Source organism: Bradyrhizobium sp. CCH5-F6 (assembly GCF_001556045.1).
In the GTDB taxonomy this organism is placed as follows: domain Bacteria; phylum Pseudomonadota; class Alphaproteobacteria; order Rhizobiales; family Xanthobacteraceae; genus Bradyrhizobium.
This window is the reverse complement of the sequence record NZ_LSIC01000018.1, coordinates 77,152-92,889: the sequence shown is the minus strand read 5'-3', so window position 1 is coordinate 92,889 and position 15,738 is coordinate 77,152. Positions and strand designations below refer to the sequence as shown.

Here is a 15,738-nt window from a genome sequence, read left to right as displayed (position 1 = left end):
ATGTATCATCTCACCGCCCTCGTCACGCTGCTGGCGATCGCATTTTATTTCTTCACCAGCATCAACGTCTCGCGGTCGCGCACCGCGACCGGCGTCAAGGTGCCGGCGATGTCGGGCCATCCGGATTTTGAACGCGCATTCCGCATCCAGATGAACACGCTGGAATGGATGCCGATCTTCCTGCCGGCGCTGTGGCTGTTCGCGATCTACATCGGCGACGTGATCGCGGCGGGCATCGGCGCGGTCTGGATCATCGGCCGCATCGTCTATTTCGTCGGCTATTCCAAGGCGGCCGCCAAGCGCGGCCCGGGCTTTGCGATCCAGTTTCTCGCCGCGTTTGCGCTGTGGGCGGGGGCACTGGGAGCGGTGGTGTTGCGATTGGTGAAGTGAAGCACGAGCGGCGACCACACACTCGGGGCCGTCCACATATGGGTCCCCGCGTTCGCGGGGACGACACCGAGTGTGTGGAGAGCGCGTCGCGCCTCACTTCGTCAGCGGGCAGCCGCTTTCCTTGGCGGTGAAGAACGCCTTGTCGCCGGGGACGGTGGCGAGCAGCTTGTAATAGTCCCACGGCTTCTTCGACTCCGAGGGCTTCTTGACCTCAAACAGATACATGTCGTGGACCATGCGGCCGTTCTCGAGCACCTTGCCGCCTTGCGCGAAGTCGTCGTCGACCGGCAGCTCCTTCAGCTTCCTGGCGACCGCATCCGGATCCTTGGTGCCGGCGGCCTTGACGGCCTTGAGATAGCTCAGCGTCGCCGAATAGGTGCCGGCGTGGATCATGCTCGGCATGCGACCGGTCCGCTTGAGGAAGCGTTCGCCGAGATTACGGGTGCGATCGTTGAGATCCCAGTAATAGCCCTCGGTCAGCACCAGGCCTTGCGCGGCCTGGAGGCCGAGGCCGTTGACCTCGGCGAGCGTCATCAGAAGGCCAGCGAGCTTCTGGCCACCGGAGACGATGCCGAACTCGGAGGCCTGCTTGATCGAGTTGGTGGTGTCGAGGCCGGCATTGGCGAGGCCCACGATCTTCGCCTTCGAGCTCTGCGCCTGGAGCAGGAAGGAGGAGAAGTCCGAGGAGTTGAGCGGCACACGCACCGAGCCGACCACCTTGCCGCCATTGGCCGTGACGATCTCGCTGGTGTCCTTTTCCAGCGCATAGCCGAAGGCGTAATCCGCGGTGAGGAAGAACCAGGTGTCGCCGCCGGCCTTCGTCAACGCACCGCCGGTGCCGACGCCGAGCGCGCGGGTGTCGTAGGCCCAGTGAAAGCCATAGGGCTGGCAGGCATCGCCGGTGAGGCGCGAGGTCGCGGCGCCGACGACGATGTCGATCTTCTTCTTTTCCTTGGAGAGCTCGTGGATCGCGAGCGCGACCGAGGAGGTCGTCAGCTCCGTGATCATGTCGACGTTCTCGACGTCGTACCAGCGCCGCGCGATCGAGGCGGCGAGGTCGGGCTTGTTCTGGTGGTCGGCGGTGACGAGCTCGATCTTCTGGCCAAGCACCTCGCCGCCGAAATCCTCGATCGCCATCCTTGCGGCCTCGACCGACCATTTGCCGCCGTAATCGGCATAGACGCCGGACTGGTCGTTGAGGATGCCGATCTTGACGCCTTGCGCGGCGGCCGGCGCGGCCAGCAACACGGCCGACGCTGCGGCGACCAAAAATGCTGATTTCATATGTTAACTCCCGGCAGTGTTCTGTTGTGAAATCGCGCGGATACTAGTGAAGAACGCCGCGCGTGCCCATCCGTTGCGTGTTGGTCGTTAGTATGAAACACGCATCGCCACGGATATTCCCGCACGCGCGCAACGAAGCGAAGCATAAAGCCGGTACGATATTTAGCCTTTATGCGGCCACCTCCGGCTTCTTGTCCCGCCGCCCCTCCGCGAGGTTCCGCACCACCACGTAGAAGATCGGCGTGAACAGAAGCCCGAACAGGGTGACGCCGATCATTCCGAAGAACACGGCAACGCCGACGGCCTGCCGCATCTCCGAGCCGGAACCGCTCGAGATCACCAGCGGCAACACGCCGAGGATGAAGGCGAATGAGGTCATCAGGATCGGCCGCAGGCGCAGGCGGCAGGCCTCGATCACGGCCTCGAGCCGCGACTTGCCCTCGTTCTCGATGTCGCGCGCGAACTCGACGATCAGGATCGCGTTCTTCGCCGCCAGTCCCACCAGCACGACGAAGCCGATCTGGGTGAGGATGTTGACGTCCTGCCCCATGATGCGAACGCCGATGGTGGCGGCGAGCAGGCACATCGGCACGATCAGGATCACCGCGAACGGCAGGGTCCAGCTGCCATATTGTGCGGCGAGCACGAGATAGACGAACAGCACGCAGATCGGGAACACGTAGAGACCGGCATTGCCACCGGTGACCTGCTGATAGGACAGGTCGGTCCATTCGAAGGTGAAGCCGCTCGGCAGGGTATCGTCGGCGAGCTGCTTGATGGTGTTGAGCGCGGTGGTCGAGCTTATGCCCGGCGCCGGCTCGCCCTGGAGTTCGGATGCTGCGTAGAGATTGTAGCGCGCGACACGATCGGGCCCCGAGACGTCCTTGAATTCGACCACGCTACCGAGCATCACCATGTCGCCGGAGGCGTTGCGCGTGCGCAGCCGCGAAAGGTCACTCGGCTCCTTTCGGAACGGGAAATCGGCCTGCGCGGTGACGTGATAGGTGCGGCCGAAGAGGTTGAAGTCGTTGACATAGGTCGATCCGAAATAGGTCTGGATCGTATCGTTGATATTGGAGATGGGGACGCCGAGCTTCTGCGCCTTGGTGCGGTCGATGTCGACGAAGAGCTGCGGCGTGTTGGCCGAGAATGGCGAGAACACCGAGGGAGCGAGCAGCAAGGGCGATTTGCGCGCGGCGGCCACAAGCTCGTCGGTCGCGGCTGCGAGCATTTCGGGCCCACGTCCCTGGCGGTCCTGGATGCGGATGGCAAATCCGCCGCCGGTGCCGATGCCGGGCACGGCCGGCGGCGGAATCACGATGATGAAGGCGCCCTGGATCGCGGACAGGCGCTTGCGCAAATCGACCGTGATGGCGTTTGCGGTCAGCCCCTTCTTGATCCGCGCCTCAGGCTCGTCGAACACCGGGAACAGCGCTGCGGCGTTGCCGGCCTGCGTGCGGGTCGCACCGGAGAAGCCGGCAAAGGCGGCGACACGGACGATGCCGGGCGTATCCAGCGAAATCCGCTCGATCTCGCGCACGACCTCGGTGGTGCGCGCCAGCGAGGCCGCTCCGGGCAGTTGCACCGAGATGATGACGTAACCGCGATCCTGCGCCGGGATGAAGCCCTGCGGCGTGGTCACGATCAGCCAGCCGGCGCTGCCGATCAGCACGACGTAGATCAGGAGCATCACGACGGAGTGCCGGATCACGAAATTGGCGAGACCGGCATAGCCATGCGCCAGGCGGTCGAATACGCGGTTGAACACGCCGGTGAAGGCATTCCAGCCGCGCGCGACGACATTCCAGGCGGCCGGCGGCCGCTTCTCTTCGTGCGGCGTGAGGATGAGCGACGCCAATGCCGGTGACAGCGTCAGCGAGCAGAAGCAGGAAATCGCCGTCGCAACCGCGATGGTGACGGCGAATTGCTGGAAGAACTGACCGGAGATGCCGCCGAGGAACGCGGTCGGCACGAACACCGCGCACAGCACCAGCGCGATCGAGACCAGCGCGCCGCCGACCTCTTCCATGGTCTTGAGCGCGGCATCACGCCGGCTCATGCCGTGCTCGAGATGCCGCTCGACATTCTCGACCACCACGATGGCATCGTCGACGACGATACCGACGGCGAGCACGAGGCCGAACAGCGTGAGATTGTTGATCGAGAAGCCCAGCGCCGCCATCACCGCGAAGGTGCCGACGAGGGAGACTGGAATCGCGATGATCGGAATGATCGCCGGCCGCCATCCCTGCAGGAAAACCAGCACCACGACGACCACGAGCAGCATCGCCTCGTAGATGGTCTTGATCAGCTCGTGGACCGACTGCGCGATGAACTCGGTCGGATTGTAGCCGATGTTGTAGTCGAGGCCTTTCGGAAGGTTCTCCTTGAGCCTCGTCATGGTGTCGGAGATGTTCTTCGCGGTCGCGAGCGCGTTGGATCCCGGCCGCTGCGTCACCAGCATGGCGACGGCCGACTTGCGCAGCAGGAAGCTGTTGGTGGTGTAGGACAGCGCCCCGAGCTCGATGCGGGCGACGTCGCGCAGGCGCACCGTGCGGCCGTCGGAGCCGGCCTTGATCAGGATGTCCTCGAACTGCCTCTGGTCCTTCAAACGCCCCGTGAAAGTTAGGTTCGGCTGGAAAGCGCGATCGGCGATCGGCGGCTCGGCGATCTGGCCGCCCGCGATCTGCACGTTCTGGGCCCGGATCGCCGCCAGCACCTCGGTGGAGGTCAGGCCGAGATTGGCGATGCGGTCAGGATCGAGCCACAACCTCATGGAGTAGTCGCGCGCGCCAAAGATCTGGATGTCGCCGACGCCGTCGAGGCGCAGCAGCTGGTCACGAACCTGGAGCAGCGCATAATTCGAGATGTAGAGCTGGTCGAAGGTGTCGTCCGGCGACAGCATGAACACGACCATCAGGATGTCGGGCGAGTTCTTGCGCGTGGTCACGCCGTTGCGCTGCACCTCTTCCGGCAGGCGCGGCTGCGCGATGGCGACGCGGTTCTGCACCAGCACCTGGGCCTTGTCGAGATCGGTGCCGAGCTTGAAGGTAACGGTGATGGTGAGCTGGCCGTTCGAGGTCGCCTGGCTGTAGAGATACAGCATGTCCTCGACGCCGTTGATCTCCTGCTCGATGGGAGCGGCGACCGTGTCCGACACGGTCTGCGCGGAGGCGCCGGGATATTGCGTGGTGACGACGACGGTCGGCGGCACCACCTGCGGATATTCGGAGACGGGCAGCGTGGTGTAAGCGAGCGCGCCGACGATCAGCAGCACGATCGACAGCACCATCGCCAGGATGGGCTGGTTGATGGAGAGGCGGCCTAGATTCATGACTTGCCACCGGCCGGCGCTTGAGCGGTCTGCGGGGCGACCTTGGCGCCGACACGGGCGCGCTGGATGCCGTTGACGATGACGCGGTCGTCCGGCTTCAGCCCCTCGCGGATCACGCGCAGGCCGTCATCGAGCGGTCCGAGGACGACGGGACGCGCCTCGACGGTGTCGTCGGGCTTCACAACGAACACGATCTTGCGGGACTGATCGGTCGCGACAGCAACGTCGGGGATCAGCAGCGCCTCGTAGGGCGCGCTGCCGATCAGGCGGACGCGGCCGAACTGGCCGGGCAGGATCGAGAGATCCGTGTTCTTGACCACGGCGCGGCTGCGCAGCGTGCCGGTCGACACGTCGAGGCGGTTGTCGAGGAAATTGACGGTGCCTTCACGGGACCGGTTGGTTTCACCGGCGAGCGTCACCTGCACCGGATTGGCGGTATCGCGCGAGCTTGGACGCCGACCTTCGAACCACAGCTTGCTGTATTTGATGAAGGTCGCCTCATCCATGTCGAAATAGATGTAGATCGGGTCAAGCGTGACGATGGAGGTCAGCAGCGTCGACGTGCCGTTGTCACTGCCCTGCACGAGATTGCCGGGGCTGACGAGATGGCGGCTGGCGCGGCCCGTGATCGGAGCGGTCACGTGGGTGAACTCGATGTTGAGCTTTGCGGCCTTCAGCGCTCCTTCGGCCTGCATCTCGGCTGCATGCGCGGCCTGCAAGGCCTGGCGGCGCTGATCGACGACCTGTTCGGAAACGGCGCTGGTCTGCACCAGGCTGAGGCCGCGATCGAGCTCGCGCTTGGCGAGCTCCACTTTGGCCCGTGCATCCGACAGCTGGCCCTCCGCCTGCGTGGCCACCGCCTCGAAGGGTCGCGGGTCGATCACGTAAAGCAGATCGCCCTGGCGCACGATCGCGCCGTCCTGGAATTCGACCGAGTTGACGAAGCCGCCGACGCGCGGGCGCACCTGCACTTCCTCAACCGCCTCGAAGCGGCCGGTGAACTCGTCCCAATCGGTGACGGTGCGCTTGACCGGCTGGGCGACCGTCACCGGCGCAGGCGGCGGGGCGGCGGCCTGTGACGCCGGCTTGTCGCAGCCGGCGAGGACAAACGCCGCGGCGAGAAGCCCTCCGATTGCGCCGAGCCGGAGCTGAACGAAATCGTGCTTCTTGACAAACTGCTCGCTTCCGTCCGGTCCGCTCATCCCAGGTCCTCGCATCAAGCCCGCAGAAACAACAGGGTACTCGCCTACCCGCGGGCCACGCAAGATGGGTGCCAAGAATGAACTTATCAAGACGACGTCGGACGCAATGCTGGGCAAGAGGCCCTGACCGGATGGCGGGTTGACAAGGCTTCTTTGCCTCTCGCCGCAAGAGCACCGTAACCGCGGGGCGAGGAGAAGGCCGGGGCCAGCGTCTTCGCACATGACGCGTGGCGTCGGCTGGGCTAGATTATTCCCAACAAAATCAAGACGAATTGTCCGGGGAGGACAGGCGTGCACCAGGGACGTGTCGTTTTCGGCGCGATCGATGAGGTCGTATTCGGCCATCCTGCGGCCGGTGCCGTCGTCGCGCAGATGGATCGGCTGGGAACGCGCCGCGCGTTCCTGATGGTTTCGGGCACGCTCAACCGGCAGACCGACGAGATCACGAAGATCAAGGACGCGCTTGGCCCGCGCTGCGCCGGCCTGTTCGATGCCATGCCGGCACATACGCCCCGTGAGGCGGTGATCGCAGCGACCCAAGCGGCGCGCGAGGCGGACGCCGATCTGATCGTCACCGTCGGCGGAGGCTCCATCACCGACGGCGCCAAGGCGGTGCAGCTTTGTCTCGCCAACGGCATCGACGATGTCGACGGCATCGAGCGCATCCGTGTGCACAAGGGTGTCGCGCCCGAGATGAATGCGCCGACCGTGCGTCAGATCAGCGTGCCGACCACCATCGCCGGCGGCGAGTTCAGCGCGATCGCGGGCGTCACCGACCGCAGCACGGATGTGAAGCAGATGCTGCGGCATCCGCTTGCGGTGCCGCGCGCAACCATCCTCGATCCCGCCATCACCGTGCACACGCCGGAATGGCTGTTCCTGTCGACCGGCATCCGCGCCGTCGACCATTGCGTCGAGGCAATCTGCTCGCGCGAGACGCACCCCTATGCCGATGCGCAATCGGTGAAGGGCCTTGCCATGCTCGCCGACGCGCTGCCGAGGGTGAAGGCGAATCCTGCCGATCTCGACGCGCGGATGGACGCGCAGATCGGCACCTGGCTGTCGATGGGCGCACTCGCAGCCGGCGTGCCGATGGGTGCGAGTCACGGTATCGGCTATGTGCTGGGCGCTGCCTTCGACGTGCCGCACGGCTACACGTCCTGCATCATGCTGCCGGCGGTGATGCGCTGGAACGCGCGCGACAACGCCGAACGGCAAATGATCGTCGCGGCCGCCATGGGCTATCCCGGCCATGACGCCGCCGACGTGCTCGATGCCTTCATCCGCTCGCTCGGCATGCCGCGCAGCCTCGCTGACGTGCGTGTGTCGCCACAGCATTTCGACGCCATCGCCGAACAGGCGATGCGAACGAACTGGATTCCGCGGAACCCGCGCAAGATCGATGGCCCCGCCGACGTGCGCGAAATCCTGCTTCTAGCCGCCTGATCGAAAGCCGGAGGATCGATGTATACTGGTACGCATGCCCGCCTGCGCCCGCTCCAGCCCGCCTTCATCATGGCGGCGACGGGCGAGACCGTCACCTATCGCGAGCTCGATGCACGCAGCAACCGGCTGGCGCATCTGTTCCGCAAGCAAGGCTTGAAGCGGCTCGATCACTACTCGATCTTCATGGAGAACAATGCGCGCTATCTGGAGGCCTGTGGCGCGGGTGAACGCTCCGGGCTTTACTACACCTGCATCAACTCCTTCCTGACGCCGGACGAACTCGCCTATCTCCTCGTCAACAGCCAGTCGAAGATCCTGATTACGTCAGTGGCCAAGCTCGACATCGCGCGCGAGGCGATCAAGGCCTGCCCCGACGTCAGGCTGTGCATCGTCGCCGATGGCCCCGGCGAGAGCGAGCGCATCGTCGGCCTTGCCGAGATCACCGCCGATCTGCCGAAAACGCCGATCGCGGATGAGTGGCTCGGTACCGCCATGCTCTATTCGTCCGGCACGACGGGACGGCCGAAGGGCATCTTGCGGCCGCTGCCGGAAGAGCCGCCGAAGCACAATCTGCCGCTGTTCGATTTTCTGACCAAGCTTTGGCACTACCGCGAGGGCATGATCTACCTGTCGCCCGCCCCGCTCTACCACTCGGCGCCACAAGCAGCCGTGAACCTCACGATCCGCATGGGCGGCACCGTGATCATCATGGAGAGTTTCGATCCCGAACGTTACCTCCAGCTCGTCGAGCAATGGGGCATCACCCACACCCAGCTGGTGCCGACGATGTTCTCGCGCATGCTGAAGCTGCCGGAGGAGGTGCGTGGCCGCTACGACCTTTCCTCGCTGGAGATTGCGATCCACGCCGCCGCGCCCTGCCCGGCCCTGGTCAAGGACGACATGATCAAATGGTGGGGGCCGATCATCCACGAATATTACGGCGCGACCGAGGGCCTCGGCTTCACCGCCTGCAACAGCGATGAATGGCTGGCCCATCGCGGAACCGTCGGCAAGGTGCTGCTCGGCGACCTGCACATTCTGGACGAGAACATGCAGGAGTGCCCAACCGGCACACCGGGCCAGGTCTGGTTCAAGACGGCTACACCGTTCGAATATTTCAACGATCCGGAGAAGACCAAAGAGGCGCGTTCGGCCGACGGCAGCATGAGCACGGTCGGCGACGTCGGCTATGTCGACGCCGACCGTTTCCTGTACCTGACCGATCGCGCGACGTTCATGATCATCTCCGGTGGCGTGAACATCTATCCGCAGGAATGCGAGAATCTGCTGATCACCCATCCGAAGGTCGCCGATGCCGCAGTATTCGGCGTGCCGAATGCCGATCTCGGCGAAGAGGTGAAGGCCGTGGTACAGCCGATTCCGGGTGTCGTGCCGGGGCCGGCTCTCGCCGAAGAGCTGATCGCCTTCTGCGCAAAATCGCTGTCGCGGCAGAAGGTGCCACGCTCGGTCGACTTCGAGAAGGAATTGCCGCGGCTGCCGACCGGCAAGCTGTACAAACGGCTGCTCAGGGACCGGTATTGGGGGAACAAGGCGTCGCGGATCGTGTGAGCTCTACAGGCGGCCTTGGCACTCACGTCGCACGACGACGGAGCTTGTGGATGCGGCTACGCACAACATCGGCACAAGGCGCAGGAGCCATCTCTTCGCACCTGCACTCTCACGTCTTGAGAAAACACTCCGCCATCCGTCATCCGAATTGTCGAGGCGTCCTGCGGCCTTGCCGGTTGCCTCGCCGCGCCCGCGTCGCTATCGTCTGACAAACAGGCCGCAAAGGCCGTTGTCCAGGGAGGATGAGAATGCGGAGCGTGCGGGCGCTCGCCGCAATGGCGGCGCTATCTGTGCTGACGACCTCAACCGCCACGCTGGCCGGCGAGCCCAAGCAGGGCGGCATTCTGCGGATGTATCACCGCGACAGCCCCGGCAGTGCCTCGATTCATGAAGGCGCGACCTACTCGCTCAACGTTCCCTTCATGCCCGTGTTCAACAACCTCGTCATCTACAAGCAGGACGTGGCCCAGAACAGCATGGACAGCATCGTCCCCGAGCTCGCCGAGAGCTGGGCCTGGGTGAACGACAACAAGACGCTGACCTTCAAGCTGCGCCAAGGCGTGAAATGGCACGACGGCAAGCCGTTCACCTCGGCCGACGTCAAATGCACCTTCGACATGCTGATGGGCAAGGCGCAGCAGAAGTTCCGGCAGAACCCGCGCAAGTCCTGGTACGATCAGGTCGTCGACATCTCGGTCAACGGCGACTCCGAGGTCTCCTTCAATCTGAAGCGGCCGCAGCCCTCGCTGCTCGCGCTGCTCGCCTCGGGCTACACGCCGGTTTATCCCTGCCACGTCTCGCCGGCGGAGATGCGCACCCACCCGATCGGCACCGGCCCGTTCAAGTTCGTCGAGTTCAAGGCCAATGAGTCCATCAAGCTGACCCGCAATCCCGACTATTGGCGCAAGGGCCGGCCCTATCTCGACGGCATCGAGTTCACCATCATCCCGAACCGCTCGACCGCGATCCTCGCCTTCGTGGCCGGCAAGTTCGACATGACCTTTCCGACGGAGGTGACGATCCCGCTGGTGAAGGACGTCAAGTCGCAGGCGCCGAACGCGATCTGCGAGATCGCGCCGACCAATGTCACGACCAACATCATCGTCAACTCGTCGTCGCCCCCCTTCGACAATGTCGACATCCGCCGCGCCATGGCGATGGCGCTCGACCGCAAGGCCTTCATCTCGATCATGTTCGAGGGCCAGGGCGACATCGGCGGCACCATGCTGCCGCCGCCGAACGGTCTGTGGGGCATGCCGAAGGAGATGCTGGAGACCATTCCGGGCTATGGCCCCGACGTGAAGGCCAACCGCGAGGAGGCGAAGAAACTGATGCAGAAGGCCGGCTACGGACCGGACAAGCATCTCGCCGTGAAGGTCTCCACGCGCAACATCCCGATCTATCGCGATCCCGCGGTGATCCTGATCGACCAGCTCAAGAACATCTATATCGACGGCGAGATCGACGTCGTCGAGACCGCGAACTGGTTCCCGAAGGTTGCGCGCAAGGACTACATGATCGGGCTCAATCTGACCGGCAACGCCGTGGATGATCCCGACCAGTCGTTCTACGAGAACTATTCCTGCGGCTCGGAGCGCAACTACACCAACTACTGCAACAGAGAGATCGAAAAGCTGTTCGACGTGCAATCGCAGGAGACCAATGTCGAGAAGCGCAAGAAGCTGGTCTGGGACATCGACAAGAAATTGCAGGAGGACGTCGCACGGCCCATCATCTTCCACAGCCGCATGGGCAGCTGCTGGCAGCCCTACGTCAAGGGCATCACCATCATGACGAACAGCTCCTATAACGGCTATCGCTACGAGGACGTGTGGCTGGACAAGTAGCGCAGGCCGCGGACGACTGACGGGCTCGACAGGAGGCGGTGGATGTTTGCCTATCTGGTGCGGCGCCTGTTCCTGATGCTCGTGACCCTGTTCGGGATATCGATCGTCATCTTCTTCCTGCTGCGCATCGTCCCCGGCAACATCGTCGACATCCTGTTCGCCGCCGCCGGCTATGTCGACCCGGCCGACAAGGCCAATCTGGAGAAGGAACTCGGCATCGACCGGCCGCTGATCGTGCAATATTGGCACTGGATCAGTGGATTCCTGCGCGGCGATTTTGGTTATTCCTACGTCTCGGAAAAGCCGGCGCTGCAGGAGATCCTGCCGCGGATTCCGATTACGGCGCGGCTCGCCGGCCTCGCGCTCCTGTTCTCGGCGTCGATCGGCATCCCGCTTGGCGTCATCAGCGCGGTGAAGCAGGGCACACGGCTCGACTATGCTCTGCGTGTCGTCAGCCTCAGTGGATTGTCGCTGCCCTCATTCTGGCTGGGCTTGCTCATCCTCACCGCATCGGTCGCGATGTTCGGCCAGATGCCGATCTTCAATCCGAATCCGCAGACCTGGCTCGAGGCGTTTGCGACCTACGCCGTGCCGGCGGCCGCCGTCGGCTTCCGCAGCGCGGCGCTGACCATGCGCATCACCCGCTCCTCGATGCTGGAGGTGCTGCGGCAGGACTATATCCGCACCGCTCGCGCCAAGGGCGCATCCGAGGCAGCCGTCAATTATCACCACGCGCTAAAGAATGCGATCCTGCCCGTCATCACCGTGATCGGCATCGAGGCCGCATTCCTGATCGGCGGCCTGATCGTGACCGAGACGGTGTTCAACATTCCCGGCGTCGCCCGCTACCTGGTCGAGGCGATCCGCTGGCGTGACTATCCGATCGTGCAGAACCTCGTGATGTTCATCGCCGTCGTGGTGGTGTTCGCGAATTTCACCGTCGACATGCTCTATGCGGTGTTCGATCCCCGGATCAGGTATACGGATTAGGAGACCAGCTTGGCTGCGATCGACTTCGACGTTGAACTGAGACGCGCCGGGGCGCATGCGACCGGCGGCTGGCGCCGCGTGCTGTTCATGGCGCAGCGGCATGTGCTGGGCGCGGCCGGGCTCGTCATCATGGCGGCCTTCGTTCTCACCGCGATCTTCGCCGACTTCATCGCGCGCTACGATCCGTTGACCGTCGATTCCACCCGCGCACTGATGCGGCCCAGCCTGGCACATTGGATGGGCACGGATTCGTTCGGCCGCGACGTGTTCAGCCGTATCATTCACGGCGCGCGGATCTCGCTCGCGGTCGGCATCGGCTCGACGGCGCTCGGCGGCACGATCGGCGTGATCGTTGGCCTTACCTCCGGTTATCTCTCCGGCTGGGTCGATCTCATCTTCCAGCGCGTCTCCGACGTCCTCCAGGCGCTGCCACTCCTGGTGCTGGCCCTGGTGATGACGGCCGCGCTTGGCCCGTCGCTGCCGAACGTCATCCTCGCCATCGCCATTCCACTGATCCCGACGGTTGCCCGCGTCATCCGCGCCAACACCCTGGCGCTACGCGAGCAGCCGTTCGTGGAAGCAGCGAAATCGATCGGCATGAGCGAGATGCGGATCGCGCTGCGCCACGTGCTGCCGAACACGCTGGCGCCGCTGATCGTGCTGGCGACCGCGCAGCTCGGCTCGACCATCCTCACGGAGGCCTCCCTCTCCTTCCTCGGCCTCGGCATTCCCGAGCCTTATCCGTCATGGGGACGCATGCTGTCGGAGTCCGCCGCCGAGTATGTCCGCACCGCGCCGTGGCTGGTGATCTTCCCGGGCATCGCAATCAGCCTCGCCGTCTTCGGAGCCAATCTGTTCGGCGACGCCTTGCGTGACATCCTGGATCCGAGGCAGCGCGGCTGATGGCGGACAAATCCGATCTCGTGCTAGACGTGAGGAACCTGAAGACGGTGTTCTTCACCAATTCCGGTCTGTTCAAGGCTGTCGACGACGTGTCCTTCACCGTGAAGCGCGGCGAGACGCTGGCGATCGTGGGCGAATCCGGCTGCGGGAAGAGCGTCACCGCGCTGTCCTTGATGCGTTTGGTGCCCGATCCGCCCGGCCGCATCGTCGGCGGCTCGGTCGCGTTGGAAGGCACCGATCTGCTATCGCTGGATGAAGTGCAGATGCGCGCGGTCAGGGGCAACCGCATCTCCATGATCTTCCAGGAGCCGATGACCTCGCTCAATCCGGTGATGCGGATCGGCGATCAGATCGCCGAGGCGGTGCGGCTGCACCGAAGCATCTCGTCGAAGGATGCGCGAGGTATCGCGGTCGAGATGCTGCGGCTGGTACGTATCCCCGAGCCGGCGCGGCGCGCGCGGGAATATCCGCACCAGCTTTCCGGCGGCATGCGCCAGCGTGCGATGATCGCGATGGCGCTCGCGTGCCGGCCGGCGCTGCTGATCGCGGACGAGCCGACCACCGCGCTCGACGTCACCATCCAGGCGCAGATCCTGGCGCTGATCCTCGATCTCCAAAAGGAGCTCGGCACCGGCCTCGTTCTGATCACGCACGATCTCGGCGTCGTTGCGCAGACGGCCCAGCGCGTGATCGTGATGTATGCGGGCCGGAAGGTCGAGGAAGCCAGCGTGGAGGCGCTGTTCGCCGCACCCAAGCATCCCTATACGCGCGGGCTGATGGCCTCGATCCCGGCGGTGCCGGCCTCCGGCGTCCCTGTGCAGGCCCGGCTGAACGAAATCCCCGGCACGGTGCCATCATTGGTGGGGCTGCCGCAGGGCTGCGCCTTCGCGCCGCGCTGCAAGCTCGCCATCAAGCGCTGCGAGGCCGAGTATCCGCCGCTGGCGGACTGGGGCGGCGGCCATCTCGCGGCGTGCTGGCGCGCGGAAGAAGTCGCGGAGGTGGCATGACCGAAGCGCTGCTCGAAGTCACCGACCTCAAGAAGCACTATCCGGTGCGCGCCGGCGTGTTGCGCCGGCAAGTCGGCACCGTCCATGCGGTCGACGGCGTTTCGTTCGCGCTTGCGGCCGGCGAGACGCTCGGCCTCGTCGGCGAGTCCGGCTGCGGCAAGTCCACGGTGGCGCGCAGCGTGCTCCGGCTGGTGGAGCCGACCTCGGGCCGGATCCGTCTCGATGGCGAGGACATCACCGATCTGTCCAAGACGGCCCTGCGCCCGCACCGCCGTTCGATGCAGATCGTGTTCCAGGATCCGTTTGCCTCACTCAATCCGCGCATGACCGCGGGCGACATCGTCGGCGAGCCGCTGATCGTGCATGGGCTCGCCACAGGCAAGGCGCTCGAGGCGCGGGTCGCGACACTGTTCGAGCAAGTGGGACTGCGGCCCGACCAGACGCGCAATTTTCCGCATCAGTTTTCGGGCGGCCAGCGCCAGCGCATCTGCATCGCACGCGCGCTCGCCCTCGGGCCGCGCCTGATAGTGTGCGACGAGCCGGTCTCCGCGCTCGACGTCTCGATCCAGGCGCAGGTGATCAATCTGCTGATCGATCTCCAGCGCCAGCACGGCTTTTCCTACCTGTTCATCGCCCACGATCTCGCCGTGGTCGCCCATATCAGCCACCGCGTCGCCGTGATGTATCTCGGACGTATCGTCGAGATCGCCGACAAGGACGAGCTATTCCGCAACCCGCGTCACCCCTATACGCAGGCCCTGCTCGCGTCCGTGCCGATCGCCAATCCGTTGGCGAAGAAGCTCGCGCCGCTGGTCGACGGCGATGTCCCTAGCCCGGTCGACCCGCCCTCCGGCTGCGCGTTTCACACCCGCTGCCGGTTTGCGATGGAGCGTTGCAGGACGGAGCGGCCGGCGCTGGTGGATGCGGGCGACGGGCATCAGGTGGCGTGTTTGCTCAACGAGGGGACCGGGCGGGGGCAATAGGCCTCAACGTCCGTATCACTGGCCACGCCGCGAGCGCGGCGGCCAGGTGCTTGAGCGTATGGCCCGAGACGATATGTCCGGTCGCTTCGAACACGGTGACATCGCCGAGCTCGAAGAGCTTGGCCAGCACGTAGAAGAATAGCACGCCGCCGAGCGGAATGCCGAGCGCGCCAGGCCGGGTCGGCGTCAACGCGAGAGCCACCGCGAGCGCGATGCCGCCGAACTGCACCACCACCCATGGCGTGAGGTTCTCGCGTGCGACCCAGGCGGCGAGCAGGCCCGCAGCCATCACCAGCACCACCATCGCCTGACCGGCGCGCACGCTGATGCGCTCGCCTGCAGCGATGCCCAGAAAGCCCGCGAACGCCACCGCCATGCCAAGCCGATCGGCCACGAGCCGCTGCGGGGCGTCGGGGTCCAGGTGATAGAAGGCCGACCCTATGCAAGTGAGGATCAATCCCAGGAAGAGGCAGCCTGCACCCGCGGGCACATCGCGGCAGTTGCGCAGCCGCGCGAAGCCCCAGACGCCCGTCGCCAGGAAGGCGAGATTGCTCAGCACGTCGCCGGCATTGGGCAAGCCGAGCCAATTGCGGGTGTCGACGTAATGCGGAATGTGCCAGGCGGAGGCCGGCAGCGGGGGTGCCAGCAGCGCCACCATCGTCAGCACGACCAGCGCGGCGATCAGATACTTTTCCCGAACGTTCGGTGCTGCGAGTCCGCCGGACGCCGGGGGAAGCTTGGCGCCGGTCGCTCGGGCAGACTCATTGACGCGCAACATGCAGG

General features: G+C 64.9%; 12 protein-coding genes. 8 read left to right on the top strand and 4 right to left on the bottom strand.

The window, feature by feature from the left end; genetic code table 11:
* Complete coding sequence (locus AX729_RS04130; RefSeq protein ID WP_061020635.1) at positions 1-390, top strand: MAPEG family protein; 390 nt, start codon at positions 1-3, stop codon at positions 388-390.
* A 93-nt stretch (positions 391-483) separates the two neighbouring features.
* Here the strand turns inward: AX729_RS04130 and AX729_RS04125 are convergent, their stop codons facing one another.
* The 3 genes from AX729_RS04125 to AX729_RS04115 all read right to left on the bottom strand — a co-directional run bounded on the left by AX729_RS04125 (position 484) and on the right by AX729_RS04115 (position 6,210).
* A complete protein-coding gene (locus AX729_RS04125; RefSeq protein WP_061020634.1) occupies positions 484-1,674 on the bottom strand; it encodes an ABC transporter substrate-binding protein in 1,191 nt (396 codons plus the stop codon).
* 169 nt (positions 1,675-1,843) lie between these two features.
* Positions 1,844-5,008 (bottom strand): efflux RND transporter permease subunit, encoded by a 3,165-nt coding sequence (locus AX729_RS04120; protein WP_061020633.1) that lies wholly within the window; start codon positions 5,006-5,008, stop codon positions 1,844-1,846.
* Positions 5,005-6,210, bottom strand: a complete 1,206-nt coding sequence (locus AX729_RS04115) for an efflux RND transporter periplasmic adaptor subunit (protein WP_061020632.1) — start codon at positions 6,208-6,210, stop codon at positions 5,005-5,007. The genes AX729_RS04120 and AX729_RS04115 overlap by 4 nt, the downstream gene beginning before the upstream one ends.
* 291 nt (positions 6,211-6,501) lie before the next feature.
* Here AX729_RS04115 and AX729_RS04110 point away from each other — a divergent pair, with 291 nt between their 5' ends.
* The 7 genes from AX729_RS04110 to AX729_RS04080 all read left to right on the top strand — a co-directional run bounded on the left by AX729_RS04110 (position 6,502) and on the right by AX729_RS04080 (position 14,955).
* Entirely contained in the window at positions 6,502-7,656 is a 1,155-nt protein-coding gene (locus tag AX729_RS04110; RefSeq protein WP_061020631.1) for an iron-containing alcohol dehydrogenase, read from the top strand.
* An 18-nt stretch (positions 7,657-7,674) separates the two neighbouring features.
* The gene (locus AX729_RS04105) at positions 7,675-9,225 is read left to right on the top strand and encodes an AMP-binding protein (protein WP_061020630.1); all 1,551 of its coding nucleotides are present in this window, start codon (positions 7,675-7,677) and stop codon (positions 9,223-9,225) included.
* 248 nt (positions 9,226-9,473) lie between these two features.
* On the top strand, positions 9,474-11,072 hold the full coding sequence (locus tag AX729_RS04100; RefSeq protein ID WP_061020629.1) for an ABC transporter substrate-binding protein: 1,599 nt from the start codon (positions 9,474-9,476) through the stop codon (positions 11,070-11,072).
* 42 nt (positions 11,073-11,114) lie between these two features.
* Positions 11,115-12,062 (top strand): ABC transporter permease, encoded by a 948-nt coding sequence (locus AX729_RS04095; RefSeq protein WP_061020628.1) that lies wholly within the window; start codon positions 11,115-11,117, stop codon positions 12,060-12,062.
* 9 nt (positions 12,063-12,071) lie between these two features.
* Positions 12,072-12,965: an ABC transporter permease gene (locus tag AX729_RS04090; protein ID WP_061020627.1), complete on the top strand. Its 894-nt coding sequence runs from the start codon at positions 12,072-12,074 to the stop codon at positions 12,963-12,965.
* Entirely contained in the window at positions 12,965-13,972 is a 1,008-nt protein-coding gene (locus tag AX729_RS04085; RefSeq protein ID WP_061020626.1) for an ABC transporter ATP-binding protein, read from the top strand. The genes AX729_RS04090 and AX729_RS04085 overlap by 1 nt, the downstream gene beginning before the upstream one ends.
* Positions 13,969-14,955 carry an ABC transporter ATP-binding protein gene (locus AX729_RS04080; RefSeq protein WP_061020625.1) on the top strand — a complete coding sequence of 329 codons (987 nt, stop codon included), beginning with the start codon at positions 13,969-13,971 and terminating at the stop codon, positions 14,953-14,955. The genes AX729_RS04085 and AX729_RS04080 overlap by 4 nt, the downstream gene beginning before the upstream one ends.
* Here the strand turns inward: AX729_RS04080 and AX729_RS04075 are convergent.
* Positions 14,927-15,733, bottom strand: coding sequence for a hypothetical protein (locus tag AX729_RS04075; RefSeq protein WP_061020624.1), 807 nt, complete (start codon positions 15,731-15,733; stop codon positions 14,927-14,929). The two genes, AX729_RS04080 and AX729_RS04075, sit on opposite strands and share 29 nt — an antisense overlap.
* Positions 15,734-15,738: the final 5 nt, after the last annotated feature.

Excerpts from the sequence above, each read along its gene's own strand:
- AX729_RS04130 (WP_061020635.1), top strand. The coding sequence starts at position 1 with ATGTATCATCTCACCGCCCTCGTCACGCTGCTGGCGATCGCATTTTAT.
- AX729_RS04125 (WP_061020634.1), bottom strand. The coding sequence starts at position 1,674 with ATGAAATCAGCATTTTTGGTCGCCGCAGCGTCGGCCGTGTTGCTGGCC.
- AX729_RS04120 (WP_061020633.1), bottom strand. The coding sequence starts at position 5,008 with ATGAATCTAGGCCGCCTCTCCATCAACCAGCCCATCCTGGCGATGGTG.
- AX729_RS04115 (WP_061020632.1), bottom strand. The coding sequence starts at position 6,210 with ATGAGCGGACCGGACGGAAGCGAGCAGTTTGTCAAGAAGCACGATTTC.
- AX729_RS04105 (WP_061020630.1), top strand. The coding sequence starts at position 7,675 with ATGTATACTGGTACGCATGCCCGCCTGCGCCCGCTCCAGCCCGCCTTC.
- AX729_RS04100 (WP_061020629.1), top strand. The coding sequence starts at position 9,474 with ATGCGGAGCGTGCGGGCGCTCGCCGCAATGGCGGCGCTATCTGTGCTG.
- AX729_RS04095 (WP_061020628.1), top strand. The coding sequence starts at position 11,115 with ATGTTTGCCTATCTGGTGCGGCGCCTGTTCCTGATGCTCGTGACCCTG.
- AX729_RS04085 (WP_061020626.1), top strand. The coding sequence starts at position 12,965 with ATGGCGGACAAATCCGATCTCGTGCTAGACGTGAGGAACCTGAAGACG.
- AX729_RS04080 (WP_061020625.1), top strand. The coding sequence starts at position 13,969 with ATGACCGAAGCGCTGCTCGAAGTCACCGACCTCAAGAAGCACTATCCG.
- AX729_RS04075 (WP_061020624.1), bottom strand. The coding sequence starts at position 15,733 with ATGTTGCGCGTCAATGAGTCTGCCCGAGCGACCGGCGCCAAGCTTCCC.